Consider the following 1593-nt stretch of genomic DNA (forward strand, 5'->3'; position numbering starts at 1 on the left):
CCGGCAGGGTTCCCTGGCCGAAGCGGAGCGAGGTTAGGGCGCCGGTGGGGACTAGCGCAGGCCGGTCTTCCGGTGCAGCGCCAGGTAAATCAGCTCATCAATGAGGTCCGCGTAGTCCAGCCCTGAGGCGGCCCACATCTGCGGGTACATGCTCTTGGGCGTGAAGCCCGGCATGGTATTGATCTCGTTGATGATCAGTTCGCCGTCGGGGGTGTAAAAGAAGTCCACGCGGCTGAGCCCCTCGGCTCCCACCGCGTCGAATGCCGCCGCGGCGAGTTCGCGCACGCGGGAAATGGCTTCTTCGGGGATGTCGGCCGGGCAGCTCAGGGCGGCGGCGTCGTCTTCAACGTACTTGGCGGTGAAGTCGTAGAATTCGTGGCTTCCTGCGGCCACTGAGATTTCGCCCGGCATGGACGTCCGCGGAGCATCGGTGCCGCGGCCTTCCAGGACGGCGCACTCAATTTCACGCCCCACGATGCCTGCCTCGATGACCAGCTTGAGGTCGTGCCGGCGGGCTTCCTCGATGGCGGCGTCGAGCTCTTCCATGGAGTCAACTTTGGAGATCCCCATTGACGAGCCGGCCCGGGCAGGCTTGACGAAAACGGGGAAGCCGAGGTGGTCCACCTGCTTGCGCACAGATTCCGCATCCTTGATCCACTGCCGGTCCGTAACAGCAATGTACGGTCCGACGTGCAGTCCTGCGGCCTCGAAAACAACCTTCATGTAGTGCTTGTCCATGCCAACGGCCGAGGCGAGTACACCGGCGCCGACGTAGCGGGTATCGGAGAGTTCCAGCAGCCCCTGGATGGTTCCGTCTTCGCCGAACGGACCGTGGAGAAGCGGGAACACCACGTCCACGGTGCCCAGCTCCTGCGGCACGGCATTCGGCGAAGCCACGATCAGCTGGTGCTCGCCGCCTATTTCCGCCAGGGTGACCGTTTCCGACGACGGCTGGACCTCGGGTAGCGACGATGCGGTCAGCGACCACTGCGCGGTGTCCCCCGCAGCCAGCACCCACTGCCCGGATTTGGCGATGCCGATGGGAATGACGTCGTACTTGTCTTTGTTGATGGCGCCCAGGACACCGGCGGCGGTTACGCAGCTCACCGCATGTTCGCTGGACCGGCCGCCGAAAAGCACGGCCACCCGTGGTTTCGCCGGGGAGGCAGCGTCCGTTGCAGTCAGGTTTTCGTCGGACATTCTCAGTAATCGCCTTCGGGTTTCAGGTCCCGGGCCAGCAGCAGCGGCCCCAGTTGGTCTACGGAAAGTTTGCCGGCCAGAACGGCTACAACGGCTGCGGTAATAGGCATGTCGACGCCCAGCTTGCCCGCGAGTTCGTGGACGGCCGGGCCTGACTTGATCCCTTCGGCCGTCTGGGTCATCTTCAGGGCCAGCTCATCGAGGGTGAGCCCCTGACCCAGCAACCGGCCGGCGGTATGGTTTCGTGAGAGCGGCGAGGAGCAGGTTGCCACCAGGTCCCCCAACCCGGCCAGTCCGGCCATGGTCCGGGCCTCCCCGCCCAAGGCAAGAGCGAGCCTGGAGGTTTCAGCCAGGCCCCTGGTGATGACGGAGGCCTTGGTGTTGTCCCCCATC

At 64.9% G+C, this 1593-nt stretch carries 2 protein-coding genes; both read right to left on the minus strand.

Going from position 1 to position 1593, the window contains the following annotated elements:
* Positions 1-51: 51 nt before the first annotated feature.
* Positions 52-1200, minus strand: coding sequence for a D-alanine--D-alanine ligase family protein (locus DBR22_RS20280; protein WP_108600479.1), 1149 nt, complete (start codon positions 1198-1200; stop codon positions 52-54).
* Positions 1201-1202: 2 nt separating this feature from the next.
* The coding region (locus DBR22_RS20285) for an NAD(P)H-dependent glycerol-3-phosphate dehydrogenase (protein WP_375135001.1) at positions 1203-1593 on the minus strand (391 nt) is incomplete at its 5' end.

The sequence above is a fragment of the Arthrobacter sp. HMWF013 genome (assembly GCF_003061105.1).
In the GTDB taxonomy this organism is placed as follows: domain Bacteria; phylum Actinomycetota; class Actinomycetes; order Actinomycetales; family Micrococcaceae; genus Arthrobacter.